We start from the raw sequence: 18,881 nt of genomic DNA on the forward strand, positions 1-18,881 counted from the left end.
CGACAAGATAGGCGGTTCCCCCATGGGTACTTTACCGGCTGAACGCATCCACCCGGAACATTTCGAACGTCCCGACCAGGCCCACCCGGTGCCGGTCGTCGCTTACGCTTCGGACGACAGGGCAGGTTTCACGAGGGCACGTCACAGCCATCCGCGCGGTCAATTGCTTCACATTGTGTCGGGAAGCCTTACCGTCCTGACGGATTTCGGGACGTTCGTCGTGCCGCCGGAGCGCGCGGTCTGGATTCCGCCGTTCGTCGAGCATGAAACGCATTATCCGATCAGGACCGCGCTTAGAACGCTTTACGTCAGGCCGGAGTTCGGGCCCGAGTTGCCGGAAAGGCCGGGCGTCATTCAAGTCACGCCGCTGTTGCGCGAGTTGATCCTGACTTTCATGGAAGGGCCGCGCGATTACGACGCTTCAGGTCCGGCCGGGCGTCTTGTCGCGGTCCTTCTCGATCAGATTTCCCACCTGCCGGTTGCGCCGCTTCAGCTGTCGCTGCCGGTGTCCGGCCGCATGAGGGAGATCGCGGAGGCGATCATCAGGTGTCCCTCCAACATTCCGGCGCTGGGCGAGGCGGCAAGGTCATGTGCGTTGTCGCAGCGCTCCTTCGAGCGCCGCTTCTCCGGAGAAACCGGACTGAGCTACCGCTCCTGGTGCCGTCAGGCCAAGCTTTTTCGGGCGCTGGAGTTGCTCGCTGCCGGCCGCAGCGTGGGGGACGTGGCGCACAATCTCGGCTATGAGGGGCCGAGTGCGTTCGTCGCCACGTTCCGCAAGGCTTTCGGTGTAACTCCCGGGCGGTATTTCCAGAAAGTCTAGGCGGCCCGGATCTCTTCAAAGAACCTGTCGACCAGGGACTTCAGCCGTGTGGAATTGTCGGCAAGATTTCCCGCGGCTCCCAGCAGCTCTCCGGCGCGGGTTTCTGTAACGGCGAAGCCGGCCGACACTTCCGTGATGCGAGTGCTCACGTTGCTGGTTCCCTCAGCGGCCTCCGTCACGTTGCGGGCGATCTCATTGGTCGCGGCACCTTGTTCTTCCACCGCGGCGGCCGCGGCAACCGCCGTCTCGTTGATGCGCGAGACGATTTCCCCGACCGAGCGGATTGCCGTGGCGGCTTCACTCGAAACGGCCTGGATCTGCTGGATCTGCGTCTGGATTTCATCCGTTGCGTTAGCGGTTTGCGAAGCCAACCCCTTCACCTCCGTGGCCACCACGGCAAAGCCCTTTCCGGCTTCGCCCGCACGCGCGGCCTCGATCGTCGCGTTGAGGGCGAGAAGGTTCGTCTGTTCGGCGATATCGCTGATCAGGCTGCTTACGGTGCCGATTTTCTGCGCGGCGGTGACGAGGCCCTGAACGGTCTTGTCCGTCGTGGAGGTCAGTTCCTTCGCCTCGCCTGCAATGCGCATGGCGGATGACACGCGTTCGGACACCTCGCGGATCGATACCGACAGCTCGTCGGAAGCGGATGCGACCGTCTGCACGTTATTGGTGGTCTGGCTCGCCGTCGCCGCTACGTCACTGGCGTTCGCGGAGCTTTTTTCCGCCGTCTCGTTCAGCGAATTGGCGGTCATGTGAAGGTCTTCGGACGCCTTGGAGACATTGGCAAGGATCGCCTCGAGTTCCTCCGCAAAGCCGTTTATCAGCGTATCCACCTTCCTTGCCCGCTTTTCTCTCGCGGCTTGTTCGCCGGCTTGGTCCCGCTCAAGCTTAAGCCTTTCCAGGCCGTTTTCCTTGAAGACCTGCACGGATCCTGCCATGGCTCCAATCTCGTCGCTTCTGCCGGCGAACGGCACTTCGGTGTCCATGTTTCCCCTGGCGAGACCGCACATCGAATCTTCAAGTTCCTTGAGAGGTTTCAGCACTTTTCGCGCGACCGTGTGGAAGCTGAAGCCGATCAGCCCGAGGGCCAATACGCCGATAATCTGGATAAGCGTTATCGAGAAGTTCGAAGTCTGATTGGCGCTCATCGCCTCTTTCTGAGCGACCGATAGTTGCAGGTTTACGAGGCTGCCGACCGGTTCTCCGATCGGATCGATAACCTGATAGAGCTTGCCGTTGATGAAGGCGACGAGTGCGTCGCCGTCCTCGCGCTTGAAGATCGCGCGCAATTCGTCGATCGCCGATTGGGCGACCTTCGTCGCGGCTTCCGTCTCCTCGACCAAGGCTGCTTCCTCGGAAGTCAGGAACGTCGAGGTATAGGCACGCCATTTCTCATCAATGCGCGCGAGCGCTTCATCAAGATTCTCGCGCGCCTGCGCCCAGGTCAGGGCGCCGCTTCGCACCTTATGGCTCATATCCACGATATCGACGGCATAATGATCGGAAATCGATTTCAACTGCTCCAGAGGCACGACGCGGTCGGCGACGATGGTCCTGATGCTGTCATTGGTCTTTATGAGTGCAAGGCCGCTGATCAAGCCGATGATGATTACCGTCAGCGACATGAGACCAAGCGCCAGATAGAGCCTGAAACGAATAGTCATTGTTCCCCCAATTCGAAATGTCTTCGAGGCGTCGGCATTCGCGATCGCGGCAAACAGAAGGCCGGGCGTTTCAGGGAGATCGCTCTCCATCTGGTTGAATTTGCGAATGTGGAAGCCGAGAACCCGCTTTTCTTCTCTATTGTTTTGTTCAGGATGCGTTCGGACCGTCGGATTTCCGGAGAAACCGGCGTCGATAGAATTTCGCCGAAAATGCATCTAATGGTTGTATTGATTAGAATGCCGATGGTAAAATTTCTGTTTCGCAATAGCCGGTTCGCTCGCTGCGAGTGATTTTTCCCTTCTGGCGGATGAGAAACACTGGCGAAATCCGCTTCACGGCCTTTCGGGACATCTGGGTTCGGAGATTTCGAGCCTCGCGAGCCTTGCAAGGGTCATGTCGCGCACATACTGTTTGCGCCGGTTATCCAAATCCGAGAGGACATTGATGCGCTTTGAAGGAACGGCCGATTACATTGCGACCGAGGATCTGAGGATTGCCGTGAATGCCGCAATCACGCTCGAAAGGCCGCTGCTCGTGAAGGGGGAGCCCGGGACCGGCAAGACGGTTCTGGCCCAGGAAGTGGCAAGTGCCATTGGCGCCCCGCTCATAGAATGGCATGTGAAATCGACGACCAAGGCGCAGCAGGGACTTTACGAATATGACGCCGTTTCGCGGCTGCGCGACAGCCAATTGGGCGATGAGCGCGTTCACGACATCAACAATTACATCAAGCATGGAAAGCTCTGGGAAGCATTCGTTTCTCCCGAGCGCCCGGTGCTTCTGATCGACGAGATCGACAAGGCGGATATCGAGTTTCCCAACGACCTGCTCCTCGAACTCGATCGCATGCAGTTTCATGTCTATGAAACTGGCGAGACGGTTTCGGCAAGGCAGAGACCGATCGTGATGATCACCTCCAACAACGAGAAGGACCTGCCGGATGCCTTTTTGAGGCGGTGTTTCTTCCACTACATCAAGTTTCCCGATGCCGAGACGATGGCCAGCATCGTCGACGTGCATTTCCCGGGTATCAAGGAGCGGCTCCTTCGCGAGGCGCTAAGAATATTCTTCGAAGTGCGCGATGTACCGGGCCTGAAGAAAAAGCCCTCCACGTCGGAACTGCTCGACTGGATCAAGCTCCTATTGAACGAGGATATCGACGCAAGCCTGCTGAGCGAGCGCGATCCGAAGAAGCTGATACCGCCGCTTCATGGCGCATTATTGAAGAACGAGCAGGATGTGCATCTTTTCGAGCGGCTGGCGTTTCTTTCGCGCCGGGAAGCGCGTTAGGCCGTCCGCTGATGCTGCGTGTCTCGAAAATCCTGCTTTCCGCCGTTTTGGCGCTCACGTTTTCGCCGTCGATGGCGGGTGCGCAGTCGATCTCGCCGCTCGACAACGCGCCGCTTGATTCCGGCTGGCAGATCGACCCGCATGGCATGCGTCACTACACCGGCCTTGTCTGCCGCGATCGCCTGGGGATGCTGACGAGGGTAAAGGTCCTGCCTGGCGGCATGGATACCATCGCAGGTTGCATCTATGCCACGCCGCAAGGGCTGTATGCGGTTTTGCGTTCGCACGAGAAAGGCGCGAGCGCTGCGGTTGCGGCAAATTTCGCCAAACGTTTTTCGGATGTCGGTTTCGAGCGCGTCAAGACGAGCGGGGCAGCGGCGTCCGGCCTCACATTTTCAACCGGCGAGAGGGAAACCGGTACGCGTTGCGAAACGCTTTGGCGCTTTACCGGCAACGAGCGCGACTACACCTTGTGGATGGCCTATACGCTGCCGGTACAGGAGAGTGAAATCGGTCCGATCGTCGCCGCGATTATCGAAGAGATCGCAAAACGGGATTGACGAAGACAATTGTTGATCCTGTTGTCTTTTCAAAAGCCTGTTCGGAGGATGCGACTTGAAAAGACTGCTCTTGCTCAGACATGCGAAATCGGACTGGAGCCAGCCGGACCTGGGTGATTTCGAGCGCACGCTCAATGACCGGGGACGTCGGTCTGCGCCCTTGATGGGCAGGCATATCGCGGGCCATGCAATGCTGCCCGACAGGGTGCTTTGCTCCACGGCTCGGCGCGCGCGCGAAACGCTCAGCCTTCTCATTCCCTTTTTCGATCGGGAAATGGATATCCGGACGCTGCGCGGTCTCTATGACGCTTCGGAGGACGACTACCTCGAAATCATTCGCAAGTTTGGCGGATCGGCGAAAACCTTGATGGTGCTCGGCCACAATCCGGCGATGCAGGAGACCGCGCTAGGGTTGGCCGGCAATGGCAATCCGGAGTTGATCGAGGCGATTTCCGGGAAATTTCCCACCGCCGGTCTGGCAGTCATTGATTTCGAAGCGCCGGACTGGTCGGATATCGAGGCGAAGAGCGGCAGGGTCGTTGCTTTTTTCCGCCCGAAGGAAGTCGAGCAGACCGCGGATAACGAGAACGGCGAAGCCTGAAGTTACGCAGCGCGCCCGGCTTGCGAGTGTCTCCTGGACGTCTTACATCGGTTGTCGATATCACTTGATAGGGTAAGCCTTTGGCCCGCCGCCCGTTCCTTGCCCGCGTTGCCGACGAAGCCCGCTACGCGATCGACAATCTGAGCGAGTACGCGACCGATCTTGCCGTGCCGACGGTGCGTCTCGGGGTTACGGGCCTTGCGCGTTCGGGAAAGACCGTCTTCATCTCGGCGCTGATCCACAATCTCATGCATGGCGGGCGCCTGCCGTTGTTCGACGTAGCATCGTCAGGGAGGCTTGCGAAGGCGATGCTCGAGCCCCAGCCGGACGATGATGTTCCGCGCTTCGATGTCGAGGCGCATGTGGCCGCTCTGGTGGATGAACGTGTCTGGCCTGAATCCACGCGTCAGGTTTCCGAACTTCGCCTGACGATCGAGTATGAATCGGCTGAGTTCTTCTCACGCACCTTCGGGCGCGGGCGCCTTCATCTCGATATTGTGGACTATCCGGGAGAGTGGCTTCTGGACCTGCCGCTTCTCGACAAGGACTACCGGGAATTTTCGCAGGAAGCTCTCGCAACCGCGAACAAGGCGAACCGGCGAAATCTCGCAGTGGACTATCTTGCCTTGCTTGCGGGCGCCGACCCTGCGGCCGAAGCGCGGGAAAATACGGCGCGGGAGCTTTCGGCCGTCTATAGACGCTATCTGGCCGCTTGCCGGGCGGATGAACACTCCTTGTCCATGTTGCCGCCCGGTCGTTTTCTCATGCCCGGCGACCTGGAAGGATCGCCCGCATTGACATTCGCGCCTCTCGATATTGGCGAGGACGCGGGACCGTTTCGCCATGGTTCGCTTGCCGCGATGATGGAAAGGCGGTTCGAGGCCTATAAGACCCATGTGGTCAGGCCTTTTTTTCGCGACCATTTCGCGCGTCTGGACCGGCAGATCGTTCTCGTTGACGCGCTGCATGCGCTTAATGCCGGGCCGTCCGCGCTTGCGGACCTCGAAGCGGCGCTGGGCGAGATCCTGACCGCGTTTCGCCCGGGCAGGGCGTCTTGGCTTTTCTCCGTGCTGTCCCGCCGCATAGACCGCATCCTTTTCGCCGCAACGAAGGCCGATCACCTGAACCGGGAGGATCACGACCGGCTGGAGAATATTCTGGCCCGGCTTGTCGAACGTGGCGCGCGCCACGCAAAATTTCACGGGGCGGATGTCGAGGTCATGGCAATCGCCGCCGTGCGAGCGACCCGCGAGGCGAGCGTGAAAGCAAACGGCGACAAGCTTCCCGCGATCCTGGGCACGCCTTTGCCCGGCGAAGTCGTGGATGGCGAGACCTACGACGGCGAGACCGAGATCGCGCTGTTTCCAGGCGACCTTCCGGACAACCTGGACGATCTGTTCGCGGGGGATGCCGTTTCGGCGCCGGACGTTCGGTTTGTGCGCTTTCGCCCGCCGAAGCTGGAGCGCACGGCGGAGGGTGTTTCGCTCTCGCTGCCGCACATTCGCCTTGACCGCGCCCTCCAGTTCCTGCTTGGAGACCGCCTCGCATGACCAACCCTAAAAACGGCGCGTCTCCCCGGCGTAACCGCAAACCGACGGCGTTTCGTATCGACGACAGGCGTGTTCAGGAACCGTTGGAAGAAGCTGAAACGCTGGAGCGTGACAGGGCCCCCGTCGCCGGATCGCCCGCGGAAGCCGGGCCGAGGGTGGACCAGGCCAGGCGCTTTGGATGGGGCAAGCTCTTCGCGATCGGCGCGGGTGGGCTTTTGTCGCTCGGCTTCGGACTTGCGATAGATGCGCTCATCCGTGACCTGTTTACGCGAAACGACTGGCTCGGTTGGGCCGGGGTCGTGCTGGCAGCCATGGTCGCGCTTGGGCTTTTCGGACTTGCACTGCGCGAGATTGGCAGCCTCCTGAGGCTAAAGCGGATCGACGAACTTCGCATGACGCTAGCCGAGGCTGCTGATGGCGACGACGAGAAACGCGCCCGGCAAGGGCTTGCGGAACTCATCCAGCTTTACAAGGCAAGGCCGGAAACGGCGGCGGGCCGCAGGCAGTTGCGCGAGCACATGCGGGAGATAATCGATGGGCGCGATCTCGTTACCTTGGCTGAGCGCGATCTGTTGTCGCCTCTGGATGCCAGGGCAAGACGTATCGTGACCGACAGCGCCAAGCGTGTTTCCGTCGTGACTGCCGTGTCGCCGCGCGCGATCGTCGATCTTCTTATGGTGCTCTACGAGAATTTCCGTCTCATCCGCCGCCTGTCGGATCTATATGGCGGGCGCCCAGGCTTCCTCGGTTTTCTTCGCCTGTTCCGCAAGGTCGTGACACATCTGGCTGTTACAGGCGGAATGGCGGCGGGAGACAGCCTCGTTTCGCAGCTTCTTGGTCACGGTCTGGCGGCAAGGCTTTCGGCCCGCCTTGGCGAGGGGGTCGTCAACGGCCTCCTGACCGCCCGCATCGGCATCGCGGCGATAGACGTCTGCCGTCCGGCCCCGTTCGTCAGCGGGCGTGGGCCAACCGTTTCCGACGTCACGGCAGAGCTTTTCAGGTCCGATCCGCAAGCGAAGGCCCTGTTGGAGGAAGTGGAAAATGCCGGCGGCAAGGATGCTTGAGGGCGGGGGCAAGCCGGGATAGTTTGCGCTTATGTTCATTACTTTCTTCGAAGCGCTTAAATCCGCCGGTCTCCCGGTTTCGCTGCGTGAGTATCTGACGCTGATGCGTGCGCTTGACGCCGACCTCGCCGAGCGGCGGGTGGAGGATTTCTATTATCTCGCCCGCGCAAGCCTGGTGAAGGACGAGAGCAACCTCGACAAGTTCGACCGCGTTTTCGGCCATGTTTTCAAGGGCCTCGACCTGATGAGCGAGGTCGAGACGGCGGAAATCCCGGAGGAATGGCTAAGGAAACTCGCCGAAAAACACCTGAGCGAAGAAGAAAAGGCCGAAATCGAGGCGCTGGGCGGCTGGGACAAGCTCATGGAGACGCTGAAGAAGCGTCTGGAAGAGCAAAAGGGCAGGCACCAGGGCGGTTCCAAGTGGATCGGAACGGCCGGAACCTCGCCTTTCGGCGCCTATGGCTACAATCCGGAAGGCATTCGCATCGGGCAGGACGAAAGCCGGCACCGGCGGGCGGTAAAGGTTTGGGATAAAAGGGAATTCAAGGATCTGGACGATACCGTCGAACTTGGCACGCGCAATATCAAGGTGGCCTTGAAAAGATTGCGAAAGTTCGCGCGCGAAGGTGCCGCAGAGGAACTGGATCTTGATGAAACGATCCGCTCGACCGCGCACAAGGGTTTGCTCGACATCAAGATGCGCCCGGAACGGCATAATACGGTAAAGGTGCTGTTATTCTTGGATATCGGCGGGTCGATGGACGACCATGTCCGGATCTGCGAGGAGCTATTCTCGGCTGCTCGCGGTGAATTCAAGGTGATGGAGCATTTCTACTTTCACAATTGCCTCTATGAATTCGTGTGGAAGGAGAACCATCGCCGGCATTCGGAGCGCATCCCCACATGGGATGTGCTGCACAAGTATCCGCATGACTACAAGATCGTCTTCGTGGGTGATGCCTCGATGAGCCCTTATGAAATCGCCTATCCCGGCGGTTCCGTGGAGCATTGGAACGAAGAAGCGGGCGCGACCTGGCTAAAGCGGGTGGCCGAACTTTATCCGAAGACCGTCTGGCTCAATCCGGTGCGCGAAAAACACTGGGACTATACGCATTCCATCCAGATGATCCGCGAGCTGATGGGCGAGCGAATGTATCCGCTGACGATCGAGGGCCTTGAAGAGGCGATGAAGGAACTCGCGCGCTAAAGCGTCGAGGAGAAAGAAAAAAGGGGACGGCAGAATTCTCCGCCGCCCCCAAAAGGTGTTTTAGAAATCCGTTGCCGGATCAGGCCGCGTCGGACTTCACGACCGGGAAATCGATGTCGGTCTGTGCAACGTTGTTCACGTAGTTCGTGAAGATGTTGGCGACGACATTGGCGACGATCTCGACGACTTCGGCTTCGGTGATGCCGGCCTCGCGAGCGGCGGCCAGATCGGCGTCGGCAACGGAGCCGCGGTTCTCGACGATGGCGAGAGCGAGCGTCAGGATCGCCTGGAGGCGCGGGTCGGAGGACTTGCCGCGCAGGTGACCCGGGATTTCGGCTTCGTCAGCCTTGACCATCTTGGAAATGGCGGTGTGCGCGGAGGCGCAATAGTCGCACTTGTTGGCGCCGGCGACGGCAAGGGCGATCGCTTCGCGGGTCTTGATGTCGAAGCTGCCGCCGTTCAGGCCTTCGTTGAACTGAAGGAAGGAGCCGAGGACGGCCGGCTGGTTCGCGACCACGCGGTAAAGGTTCGGCACCATGCCGACCTTGCTCTTGATCGCGCCGAAAAGCTCGGCGGCGGGGGCGGATGCGTTCTCGTCAGCGATCTGGTTGATACGAGCCATTGATAATCACCTTCATGTTGCAGACGGCGCGGGGTCTTGGGGGCCCGGCCGACTTTCGCGTGGGTAAGTGCATTCCGTCACCGGGTGTTGCCGCCGGCGACGCGCTTACATATAATGTTACGGACCGGTCAGTAAATAACAGCAAGCGGACTATCCGTTGAACAATCCGTGAAGGCATTCGTGATGGCGCGCCCCAGAGCATTCGATCCCGAAGACGCACTGCTGAAAATCAAGGAGACCTTCTGGCGCCTCGGCTATGAGGGAACGTCGCTGCAGGATATCGAGGCGGCGACGGAGCTCAAGAAGCAGAGCCTCTACCGCCTGTTCGGCGACAAGCGGAAGATGTATCTGGCAGCCCTCGAACACTACGAGGCGCATGAAGTGCGCACCGCGCTGAAAGCCCTTGAAAGGGAGGGGCCCGCGAGAGTGCGCTTCCGGGCGCTCTTTGACGAGATCGTGGAGGGAGCGATCGCATCCGGCGACCGCCGAGGCTGCTTCCTCTGCAACGCCTGCACCGACCAGGCGCAACTGGACGATGAGACGCGCAAGTTCGTTCGCAAGCAGCTGGAGGCGGCGCTTCAGGCTTTCGAAGAAGCTCTCTCGGCAGAGAAAGCATATGCCGGTAACGAGACGCTGAGGAAGGAGCAGGCAGCAGGGCTGATGGCGGCCTATTTCGGCCTCAGGGTGTTGATCAAGGGCGATATGCCGGAGAGCGTCCTACGCGGCGCTGCTGACGCAGCGATAGCTTCAATTTCAGCGAATTAACGGCGAGTCCGAACGCCTTTTTGTTCCGGGAAATCTTTGCCGGGTGCAGGGTCAAAAACTGCCGAACCGGCAAAACCGGTCTGTCACATCATCCGTTTAACACTTTGTTTTCCATGAAATTCCGCCAGTTTCGGAATTGGCATGGCGATTGCTCATCCATTGGCGACGGGATGACCGGGCATTCGTGCAGTGCTTGCATCCCACCGTTTTTCTGAAGTCCTTGATCGGAGGATCCAATGGGTGTTTTTGGTGCACTGAACGCGGCGGTTTCCGGCCTTACGGCCCAGTCTTTCGCGCTTGAGAATATTTCCGGCAATATCGCCAACTCGTCGACGTACGGTTTCAAGCGGCTCGACACGTCGTTTTCGGACTTTGTAGGCGGCAGCAGCGGTTCGGCGACCAGCCAGCGGTCCGGCACGGTTACCGCCCAATCGCGCACGACCAACCATATTTCCGGCGATCCGCTTCAGTTCAACGATGAAGACACATATATCTCGATCGACGGGCCGGGCTATTTCGTCGTCGCGGAAAAGGTCGGTGACCGCGATGGCCAGCCGGTCTTCGGCGGCAACAATCTCTACACTCGCCGGGGCGATTTCGAGTTCGATAGCGCCGGCCGGTTGGTGAACAAAGCCGGCTACTACCTGCAAGGACGGCCGATCGACCCGGAAACCGGCAATATTTCCGCCGGCGTTCCGGGTATCATCCAGGTCGACAACACGCTGATCCCGGCGGTGGCGACGACGCGCGTCTCGTTGACCGGTAACCTGCCGAAGGCGCCGGATGTATCTCAGAGCCCGCTCACGTTCTTCGAGCCGCTAAATGCGGCTGTAGGCGACAATCCCAATATTGCGGCTGGTACGGCTCTGGGCCAACAGTCGATCACGCAAGCCAATAGGGACCAATTTCTGGAGTCGAGCGTAGGCGGTGGCGTAATCACCGGCTACACGACGATCGGCGAGCCTGTAAACGCTCAGTTTCGCTGGGTGAAGACGCAAGATGCTGTTGAAGGAGCAACCTTGACTGGTGCTCCAGGAATCGATTGGACGGATGATGCAGCCGTTCGGGCCCTAAATGGGCAAAGTCTTACCGTGACAGCGGATAATGGAGATAACTTCACTTTCCCATTCAATAATACGGATACAGCTGCAAAACATGTAACCGACCTCCAGGCAGCGGCTACAGCGGCTGGATTTACAGTAACTATCACGGCAGGCAGCTTTGAGATCACGCGAAATGATGGGGTGAATTTCACAGTTGATGCTTCAAACGGGGCTGTGGCCAGTGCCACGGGAATCCCCGACAATACGCCTTCCCCGCCTTTCGCGGACACATGGGCGCTTTACTACAATACCAATTCCGACCCGCAAGCGGCGGGGGACGAGATCTGGGCAAAGGCCGGCGACTTCCAGTTCGACTCCAACGGCAACCTCGCCTACCCGGCCGATGCCCTGCATACCGTAACGGACCTTACCGTCGACGGCACCAACCTCGGCAACATAACGCTTGATTTCTCGACGGGGCTTACCCAGTTCGACACCGACGGCGTCGATACCCGCTTCAGCCAGAACGGCTTTCCGGCAGGCGAGGTGGTGAACACGGCCATCAGCGATTCCGGGCGATTGGTCGCCACCTATTCCAACGGACGTCAGCGCGACCTTTACGAAATCACGGTCGTGACCTTCCAGGGCGAAAACAGCCTGTCGCGCGGCGATGGCGGTGTCTTCGAAGAGACCAGCGAATCCGGGCCGCCGATCTTTGGCAACGGCGGCTCAATCCTCGGGCAGACGCTGGAAGGCTCCAACGTCGAGATCGCCGACGAATTCTCCAAGCTGATCGTCACCCAGCAAGCTTATTCCGCCAATACGCGGATCATCACCACAGCCGACGAACTGCTGCAGGAGACGATCAACATCGTCCGATAATCCATAAAAGCTCCCGGCGCGAAATCGGGTAGCTCCTGAGCGCCGGGAGCCTTCTTCGTTCATTTCAGGAAAGCGGGTACTCCAATGGGATTGATTAGCGCCCTGAACACCGCCCTGGTCGGTTTGGGGGTGAACCAGCGGCAACTCGATGTTACGGCGTCGAACATCGCGAACGCCGACCGTGTCGGCTATACGCGCAAGGTCCTCAATACCTCCGCCGTCGTCGGTGGCGACGGGCAGGTTATCGGCACGCGGGTCGACGGGACATCGCGTTTGCTGAACGAACAGATCCAGGCTCAATACCAGCAGTCGCTTTCCCAGCAGCAGTATTCAAGCGTCACTGCGGATTTCGCGCGCTATCTCGACAACCTGTTCGGCACGATTGCGGATCCGGGCTCTCTGGCCAACACAGCCAATGCGTTTTCCTCTTCGCTCGCCAATCTGGTGTCAACGCCGGAGGATTATCCAAGCCGCCTCGGCGTGGTCCAGGAAGCCTCGAAATTCGCAAGCAAGCTGAATTCGCTGTCAAGCCAGATCCAGGACCAGCGCCAGAGCATCGAATATGAGATCGCCGACTCCGTCGATCAGGTGAACATCATCCTCGAGCGTATCAAGGAGCTCGATAGCGATATCGTCTCACGCGAATCCGGCGGAACCAGTCCGGTGGAGCTTCTGGACGAGCGCGACCGCCTGGTGACGGAACTTTCCGGCTATATCGACGTCAACGTCCAGCCGACGGAAATTGGCGGATTGCGAATTTCGACCGCAGGCGGGCTGCCGCTTTACGATGTCGACGTGTTCGAGCTGGAGTTCGATGCGCATGGCTCCATCGGCGCGACGTCGGTCTATAGCAAGGACCCGGACGAACGAGGCGTCGGCACCATCCGCATCACGACGGGCCAAGGGCCGGGCTACGATGTCCTGAGCCTTGGCGGGTTTAAGTCCGGCTCCATCGCGGCGCTCGTGGAAGCGCGCGACGAAACGCTGGTGGCGGCGCAACGCCAGCTTGACGAGCTGGCGGCGAACCTTGCCAGAACGCTCAGCACCCACACGGAACCGGCAACGGCCTATCCGGCAAGCCAGGTGCCGCCGAACGATTATCGGCCTGTATTGTCCGGTGTGGCGGATATCAGCGATCTGAAAGCTCTTCCGGCCGGAGAAGCAATTAACGTCAATGGAAAGTCCGTTACCATCGGCGCTGCGCTCAACGCTATCGCCGCCGTGCCATCCACTATCACACTCGACTCCGATGGCGACTACTTAGGCGACGATGCACTCATTCATAATCTGGATGGTGAATCTCTCGTTGTCAGAGACGAAATCACCGGCCAGACGACGTCCTTCCAATTTAACAACAGCGATGTTGTCGCGGATCAACTGCAGAATTTGCAAGATCAGCTCAACCTGCAATTCACGGGCAATGCCGCATCGGGCATTTACACGGTTCAAGGAACCGACAACGGTATTGTCATCTCCGCGACCGATGGCCGGACATTCGAGCTGACAACATCGGGTGACGACATCAACACCCAGCTCGGTGTCTCCAACGATCCATCGGCGCCAACCCTGTCCAGCAATGGTACGACTGAGCTTGAAGCGGCAGCCGCCGCACTTTCCCCGCTGCTCAGCGGACAGGACGTTACCGTCACTGCCGACAACACCACCGGCGAGTTGATCTTCTCAGGTACGGATCCCGACCCGCTGACGATCAGCGGGACGGATTCGACGCTGCAAGCGCTAGGCTTCGGCGACGGAACGGAGACGAGCTACACCGTCTTCAATCAGGTCGGCTTCGATTTTGATCTCGATACGCTGGAGAACGGCGATAACTACACGTTCTCCGTCAAGGACCTGAATACGGGCCTTTCCAAGAACGTCACGATCTATCGAAGCGATGTGGCGGGCGAGCCGGCGATTACGAGCACGCGCGACCCGAACGACATCTACATCGGCATCGACTTCTCAAGCGGCGACTACGACGCAATATCCACCGCGATCAACGATGCACTCGCCAATGATCCGCGCATTGCGGGATCGTTGCAGGCGGAAAACCTTGAGAGCGGAGGCACGCCGACCAGCGGCCTGAGGATATTCGCGGCGGACGCCCGCGATCACCGCATCGAGGGCGCGGCGACGAATTATGCCGTCGGCGGGGCGGGGGAATTCGCCGACGCCCTGTCGCTTTTCACCGATACGGACGGCGCAACCTATACAGGGATTGTCGACGGACGGTCGACGATTGACGGTTTCGCGGGCCGTATCCAGATCAACCAGGAACTGGTGGACGATCCGGGACTGCTTGTCCAATACGCCGACGGGATCGCGAGCGGCGATCCATCCAGACCGCAGGCCCTGCTCGACAAGCTGAATAGCACCAAGGTCGCCTTTTCGACTTCGGCCAAGGTCGGCACCAATACATCGGTCTTCAAGGGATCGGCACTCGACTTCGTGACGACGGCCGTTTCCTACCACGCACGGAATTCGTCCCAGGCAGAAGCCGCCGCCGCTGGACAGGAAGTGGCCACCAACAACCTCAAGGCGCGCTTCGATTCATCGGCGAAAGTCGATGTCGACGAGGAATTGGGTCAGCTCATCCAGATCCAAAATTCCTACGCGGCGAACGCCCGTGTCCTGCAGGCCGTCAGAGAACTCTTCGAAACGCTGATCCGCATTTGAGGGCAGGGGCGAGGTTAAGGAATTGCCATGACCGTATTCAACTCGACATATTCGCTGCCGCCGCAGTTCAGTTATCTGACGAACTTGCGTTCTCAGTTCGATGAACTGCAGAGACAGCTTGCAACGGAAAGAAGGACCGACACCTATGGCGGGCTCGGTGGCAAGAGCGGGCTAGACCTGACGCTCAAGCAGCAGCGATCCGAGATCGGCGTCTATAAGGACACTATCGACGTGGTCGACCTTCGGCTCAGCGTGCTGGACCGGACGAGCACGCGCCTTGAGGACCTGCGTATCGATTCAAAGGCGGCGGTGGACCCGAACGGGTTCGAACTGTTCACAAATGGCAGGACTTCATCCCAGACTGCCACGGAAATCCAGCTTCGGGACTTTATCGCCCAGCTGAACCAGAACGTGGGCGGACGCTATCTCTTTTCCGGCCGGGCGTCCGACAAGGCGCCGGTTCCAACTCTGGAGCGTATTCTGGAAGGTGACGCTGACGAAGCCGGACTCAAGCAGGTCATATCCGAGTACAACGCGGCAGATTTCGGCCCAGAGGTGAACCTGGGACCGGGTTATGAAAGCGCCCACCTTGGACGGCTTGAAACGGACCTCACCGGATCCGTGTTCACCCTTTCGGAAGATGCCGCCGCAGGGGCGCATCCGTTCGGCCTCAAGCTCGCGAGCGTTCAGTCGGGATTAAGCAACGTCGGCGTTACGGACAACTACTCTTCGCCAGGCGCCAGCCCCCGTTCCGTGGAGCTCGATTTTACCGGTCAGCCGGAGCCCGGCGAAACGGTTCGCCTGTTCTTCACGCTGCCGGACGGCACCGAACGCGAAATCCGTATCGGGGTTGAGGGCGAGACGCAGGATAATCCGGAATTCACGTTCCAGATCGGCGCGACCGCAAATGATACCGCCCTCAACTTCAAGGCGACCCTGGAGCGGGCGATCTCGACCGTCGCGAGAACCGATCTAAAGGCGGCCTCCACCGTTGTCGCGACGGAAAACTTCTTCGATACCGCTCCGCGGCTCGATGGCTCGTTCGGCCCGCAGCGCGTCCAGCCGGGACCGGGCGGGTTTGAAGACGCGACGGCGATCGCGACCGACGTCAACAATACGGTGAACTGGTATCAGGGCGAAAACGGCGCGGATTCGGCTCGGCGGACGACGACGGGAACGGTCGATGAGAACCTGACGGTAGACTATGGCGCCCGCGCGAACGAACGCGGCTACCGCGAAGTCGTGCAGTCTCTGGCGGCGTTCGTGGCTGCCGACTTCTCCGCGCAGCAGCCCGACAACCAGGATTTCTACAGCGCGCTTGCCGAACGCCTCAACGGAACGCTGAGCCAGGGCGATGACGGAATTTCGGGCATCCGCCAGAACCACATCGAATTCGCGGCGGCCCAGACGGCCGCCAAGGCGGCGAAGGACCGCCACAAGATCGCCGATGCGACGATCGACGGTGTGGTGGCGGGCATCGAAGGCATTTCCAGCGAGGAAGTGGCGGCCAAACTCCTTCGGGTGCAAACCGTGCTGCAATCCAGTTACCAGACGACGCGAATCGCCGCCGACCTGTCTTTGTCCAACTATTTATAAATCAGGCGTTCAGCTTAAAAAGGAACGGCCGGAGCATCGTAATGTTCCGGCCGTTTTCGTATTTCATAAACCTGGAACAGAAAACGCCGGCCCGAGAGCCGGCGAATTCGTTTTGTCGCGGGGGTGGGCGCTGTTACGCGCCGCGCAACCCCTGTGCGATGTTGCGATTGATCGAAACGAGTGTCCTGGCACGCTCCGGCTTGGGCTCGATCATCAGCTCTACGGTATGACGGAGGATGAACGCGCCAAGCGCCCCCAGGTTGTCCTTCACGTCCTTTGGCAGCGGATTGTCTTCGCCCGTTGCGGAAGTCGACAGGATCGTCCAGAGGCGGCGATTGTAGGTCAGCGCATCGCGAAAGCTGCCGGTATCCGGATTTTCCTGATCCCAGTCGTCCATCGCCGTCTGGATCATCGCGGCTGCCCTCATCAGGAGCTGTGCCTCGAGCTCCCGCGGATTAACTGTGGTCTGGCTGGTCTTCTGATAAGCCGAGGCTGCAAGATTTTGCATGCTCGATCAGCTCCTGTTCGTATTTGACGAGATCCCTGGCGCGCTTCAACGCATGGTAGAGCGAGCCGGTTAAAATTTGCTGATTTATAGCATCCACATACGAGGCGGCACTTGGCGCCGCGTCGAGGAAATCACGGACGAGAGCGAAATAGATCTCTTTGTGGGCTAGGATATCCTTGTTGAGGTACATGAGCTGGACGGCAAGGTAGATCCGTCGCGCCGGCGTGGTCGCGGTATCGGCTGTGACGATGTCCTTCTCGCGAAGGATCGGTTCCTCACCCTCGATAAAAAAGGACGCCCGGTGATCGCCGTTCCGGATCACCGTGGAACCGATTACGATCCGCTCCTGCGGCTTAAGTTCGATCTTCAATGCCATGCATTGTTTCTATCATTTTATGTATAAAAGTCAATTTACTATAGTGAAAAAATAAAGGCGGCAGAAAATTCCGCCGCCTTTGTGTTTTTTCTTAGTATTCGGCAAATATTGCCGATTGCATAGATTAGAACAGTCGGAGGACCGCCTGATCCGCCTGCGAGGATAGCGACAGAGCCGTTGTGGAGAGCTGCTGCCTTGTCTGCAGGGCGAGAAGGTTCGCACCTTCCTCGTTGGTATCGGCAAGGACAAGGTTATCCGCACCGATCTGCAACGTATTGACCAGATCCTTGGTGAAGTCCTGCCGGATGTTCACCGTGGTCAACTGGGAACCGAACTGCGATCCGGCTGTTCGTAGCGCCGTCAAGGCGTCGGCAAGCTGGTTGAGCTTGTCTTCCGCCTCATCATCGCCAAGGGTCGACGCCTGGGTCAGGCTCAGGCCGAAGGATGTCAGATCCTGCCCCGCAATTGTCAGCTCCGAGCGGCCTTCATCACGACGTTCGTTGAACGCAACCTTAAGTTCGGAATCTTCCGAATTGATGAGGTTGACGCCGTTGAAGCTAGCGTCGGCGGCGAGCTCGTCGATCTGGGTCAGAATGTCGTTGAACTGATCGGCGAGATCGGCGTTGTCGGCTTCTCCGGCAGCTGCATAGGCCGTCAGACTGAGGGTGTCGAATACGTCGCCGGTGACGCCCGGGGTAAACGAGCTGTCGATACCGCCCGGGTCGGTGGGATCGTTGCTCGTGCCCGCATCGGGGCCGTCGACGCCGTCAACATCGTAATTTGAACCGAATCCGAGCTTTGCGAAGGCGCTGGCCGGGTCGCTCTGGGTGGTGATGTCACCCGAAGCACTGGGGGCGGGGCCGCTATCCGAACTGATCGTCAGGTTGAGTTCGTCGACGCCCTTGCCGGAGACCTCCAGACGGCCGTCGGAGGTGACGTCCGCCTTGGCGGCGCCCGAATTATTGATCTTGTCTACCAGGTCCTGAACCTTGGTGCCGTCGGTACCAACGGTGAAGGTTACGGTCGACGAAATGCCTGTCGAATTGTCGGTGGTCGTCAGTTCGATCGTGTCGCCGGCGCCGAAGCCAACGCCGGACACCAGGTCCGTGGCCAGAGCGCGTTCGCGCGCGGTCGGTTCGGTCTGGCCGCTGGAGTCGATACCGGCATTGCCCCGGATCAGGGTTTCCGTATCAGCATCCGTATTGGCCTGCTGGGCCTGACGGACCGTCGACTGGGCGCTTTCGACCAGCTTGGTGATCGCGGAGATACCGTTATCGGCGGCTTCCAGCGTCTGGATCGCGTTGCCGATGCCGTCGAGAAGGTTGGTCAGGTCACTGGCTCGCGACTGAAGGCCTTGCGAGGTGAAGAAGTTGGTCGGGTTGTCGAGGGCGGAGTTCACCTTCTTGCCGGTGGCAAGACGGTTCTGGGTTTCACCCAGAAGCTCGGCCGTGTTCTGAAGGGAAAGAAGGTTCTGGCGCACGCCAGCGGAGAGAGTAATGTCGGACATTTCCGATCCTTTCTAGGATGTTCCATTGTGACCGTCTCCTTCTGAGACGTGAGGACAGGATCGGTTGTGAAGCCTAATTTAAGGTTAACGAGTTCTTGTATCCGGACATCAGAACTAATTGATATGTTAAGGGAAAATTACGTTGCGGA

The 18,881-nt window shown here is 59.4% G+C and carries 16 protein-coding genes; 11 read left to right on the top strand and 5 right to left on the bottom strand.

Going from position 1 to position 18,881, the window contains the following annotated elements:
- The first annotated feature begins 22 nt into the window (after positions 1-22).
- On the top strand, positions 23-820 hold the full coding sequence (locus GR183_RS02150; protein ID WP_160773929.1) for an AraC family transcriptional regulator: 798 nt from the start codon (positions 23-25) through the stop codon (positions 818-820).
- Here GR183_RS02150 and GR183_RS02155 read toward each other — a convergent pair.
- The gene (locus tag GR183_RS02155) at positions 817-2,484 is read right to left on the bottom strand and encodes a methyl-accepting chemotaxis protein (protein WP_160773930.1); all 1,668 of its coding nucleotides are present in this window, start codon (positions 2,482-2,484) and stop codon (positions 817-819) included. The two genes, GR183_RS02150 and GR183_RS02155, sit on opposite strands and share 4 nt — an antisense overlap.
- A 445-nt stretch (positions 2,485-2,929) precedes the next feature.
- Here GR183_RS02155 and GR183_RS02160 point away from each other — a divergent pair, with 445 nt between their 5' ends.
- The 6 genes from GR183_RS02160 to GR183_RS02185 all read left to right on the top strand — a co-directional run bounded on the left by GR183_RS02160 (position 2,930) and on the right by GR183_RS02185 (position 8,757).
- Complete coding sequence (locus GR183_RS02160; RefSeq protein WP_160773931.1) at positions 2,930-3,775, top strand: AAA family ATPase; 846 nt, start codon at positions 2,930-2,932, stop codon at positions 3,773-3,775.
- Positions 3,776-3,786: 11 nt separating this feature from the next.
- Positions 3,787-4,335, top strand: coding sequence for a hypothetical protein (locus GR183_RS02165; RefSeq protein ID WP_160773932.1), 549 nt, complete (start codon positions 3,787-3,789; stop codon positions 4,333-4,335).
- Between the two features lie 55 nt (positions 4,336-4,390).
- A complete protein-coding gene (locus tag GR183_RS02170) occupies positions 4,391-4,936 on the top strand; it encodes a SixA phosphatase family protein (RefSeq protein WP_160773933.1) in 546 nt (181 codons plus the stop codon).
- Positions 4,937-5,016: 80 nt separating this feature from the next.
- Positions 5,017-6,486 carry a YcjX family GTP-binding protein gene (locus GR183_RS02175; protein ID WP_160773934.1) on the top strand — a complete coding sequence of 490 codons (1,470 nt, stop codon included), beginning with the start codon at positions 5,017-5,019 and terminating at the stop codon, positions 6,484-6,486.
- Entirely contained in the window at positions 6,483-7,550 is a 1,068-nt protein-coding gene (locus tag GR183_RS02180) for a YcjF family protein (protein ID WP_160773935.1), read from the top strand. The genes GR183_RS02175 and GR183_RS02180 overlap by 4 nt, the downstream gene beginning before the upstream one ends.
- A gap of 31 nt (positions 7,551-7,581) precedes the next feature.
- Positions 7,582-8,757 (top strand): vWA domain-containing protein, encoded by a 1,176-nt coding sequence (locus tag GR183_RS02185; protein WP_160773936.1) that lies wholly within the window; start codon positions 7,582-7,584, stop codon positions 8,755-8,757.
- A gap of 79 nt (positions 8,758-8,836) precedes the next feature.
- On the opposite strand, the gene GR183_RS02190 is transcribed toward GR183_RS02185, so the two are convergent.
- Positions 8,837-9,379, bottom strand: coding sequence for a carboxymuconolactone decarboxylase family protein (locus GR183_RS02190; protein ID WP_160773937.1), 543 nt, complete (start codon positions 9,377-9,379; stop codon positions 8,837-8,839).
- A 183-nt stretch (positions 9,380-9,562) separates the two neighbouring features.
- Between GR183_RS02190 and GR183_RS02195 the strand changes: the two genes are divergently transcribed.
- The 4 genes from GR183_RS02195 (at position 9,563) to GR183_RS02210 (ending at position 16,341) form a co-directional block, all read left to right on the top strand.
- Entirely contained in the window at positions 9,563-10,144 is a 582-nt protein-coding gene (locus GR183_RS02195; RefSeq protein ID WP_160773938.1) for a TetR/AcrR family transcriptional regulator, read from the top strand.
- 236 nt (positions 10,145-10,380) lie between these two features.
- Entirely contained in the window at positions 10,381-12,069 is a 1,689-nt protein-coding gene (locus GR183_RS02200) for a flagellar hook protein FlgE (RefSeq protein WP_160773939.1), read from the top strand.
- Between the two features lie 84 nt (positions 12,070-12,153).
- The gene (flgK, locus tag GR183_RS02205; protein WP_160773940.1) at positions 12,154-14,745 is read left to right on the top strand and encodes a flagellar hook-associated protein FlgK; all 2,592 of its coding nucleotides are present in this window, start codon (positions 12,154-12,156) and stop codon (positions 14,743-14,745) included.
- A gap of 27 nt (positions 14,746-14,772) precedes the next feature.
- Positions 14,773-16,341, top strand: a complete 1,569-nt coding sequence (locus GR183_RS02210) for a flagellin family protein (protein ID WP_160773941.1) — start codon at positions 14,773-14,775, stop codon at positions 16,339-16,341.
- Between the two features lie 133 nt (positions 16,342-16,474).
- Here GR183_RS02210 and flaF read toward each other — a convergent pair whose 3' ends face one another.
- From flaF to GR183_RS02225, 3 genes are all read right to left on the bottom strand, one after another.
- Entirely contained in the window at positions 16,475-16,849 is a 375-nt protein-coding gene (gene flaF / locus GR183_RS02215) for a flagellar biosynthesis regulator FlaF (RefSeq protein WP_160773942.1), read from the bottom strand.
- Positions 16,797-17,225, bottom strand: coding sequence for a flagellar biosynthesis repressor FlbT (gene flbT / locus GR183_RS02220; protein WP_160773943.1), 429 nt, complete (start codon positions 17,223-17,225; stop codon positions 16,797-16,799). The genes flaF and flbT overlap by 53 nt, the downstream gene beginning before the upstream one ends.
- A 124-nt stretch (positions 17,226-17,349) precedes the next feature.
- Complete coding sequence (locus tag GR183_RS02225) at positions 17,350-18,732, bottom strand: flagellin N-terminal helical domain-containing protein (protein WP_160773944.1); 1,383 nt, start codon at positions 18,730-18,732, stop codon at positions 17,350-17,352.
- Between the last annotated feature and the right edge of the window lie 149 nt (positions 18,733-18,881).

It is taken from the genome of Stappia sediminis (genome assembly GCF_009826895.1).
In the GTDB taxonomy this organism is placed as follows: domain Bacteria; phylum Pseudomonadota; class Alphaproteobacteria; order Rhizobiales; family Stappiaceae; genus Hongsoonwoonella; species Hongsoonwoonella sediminis.